The organism is Pelomicrobium sp. G1 (assembly GCF_051905455.1).
In the GTDB taxonomy this organism is placed as follows: Bacteria; Pseudomonadota; Gammaproteobacteria; order Burkholderiales; family UBA6910; genus Pelomicrobium.
In genome coordinates, this window is sequence record NZ_JBQACR010000044.1 from 1 (window position 1) to 920 (window position 920).

General features: G+C 67.8%; 2 protein-coding genes. Both read right to left on the reverse strand.

What is annotated here, in order from left to right; translation table 11 throughout:
- Positions 1-713 (reverse strand): FAD-dependent oxidoreductase (locus ACTFO6_RS17295; protein ID WP_439935675.1); only part of this gene is annotated, 713 nt, incomplete at its 3' end.
- A gap of 21 nt (positions 714-734) precedes the next feature.
- The coding region (locus ACTFO6_RS17300) for a c-type cytochrome (protein WP_439935676.1) at positions 735-920 on the reverse strand (186 nt) is incomplete at its 5' end.

The following is a 920-nucleotide window of genomic DNA, read 5'->3' on the forward strand; positions in this document are numbered from 1 at the left end:
CCCTTCTTGGAGGTGATGTCGGGGTTCGCATCCAGGATCAGGATCTTGGCGCGGGGCTTGGCCTGCTTCAAGTAGAAAGCGACGAGGCTCACCCGCTCGTAGGGCCCCGGGGGGCAGCGGTAGGGCATCTTGGGGATGGCAATCGCGTACACGCCTCCGTCGCGCATGGCTTCGAGCTGACGGCGCAGCACGAGGGTCTGGGGGCCCGCCTTCCAGGCATGGGGCACCCGCTCCTGGGCCGCCGGGCTCGCTAAGCCCGGAATCGTCTCCCACATGAAGTCGATGCCCGGGGCCACGATCAGTCGGTCATAGGACAAGGGGTTGCCCCGCGCCAGGCGCACTTGCCGCTTGTCCAGGTCGATGGCGATGGCTTCATCGCGCACCAGCCGCACGCCCCAGCGGCTTTGGAGCGGGTCGTAGGGGCGGCTGATCTCGGGCAGCCGCCGCACGCCAGCGAGCACCAGGTTGCTTAAGGGGCAGGAGATGAATTCGGGCTGCCGCTCCACCAGGGTCACGTCAATGCCCGGGTCCCATAGCCGCACGTACTTGGCCGCGGTCGCCCCGGCAAAGCCGCCGCCCACCACCACCACCCGCGCCTTGGGCGCCGCCCCGGGCATCATCCCCGGCGCGGCACAGCCCTTCAAACCCGGCAGCGCCGCCGCACCCGCGCCGCCCAGAAGCTTCAGAAACTCGCGTCGATCAATCTTTTTCATGTTCGCCTCCTCCCGCTAGCCTCAGGGTTTCTGCTTGGCAAAGTACGCGGCGATGCGCTCGAGCTGCTCGTCGCTGTAGCCCTTGGCGTGCTGGTGCATGACGGTGGCGGGCTTCGAGCCGTCTTTGAAGGCTCTGAGCGCCTTGTAAAGATCTTCCTTGGGTTTCCCCGCCAGCGCCGGCATGCCGCCCACCGCGCGCCCCTCGGT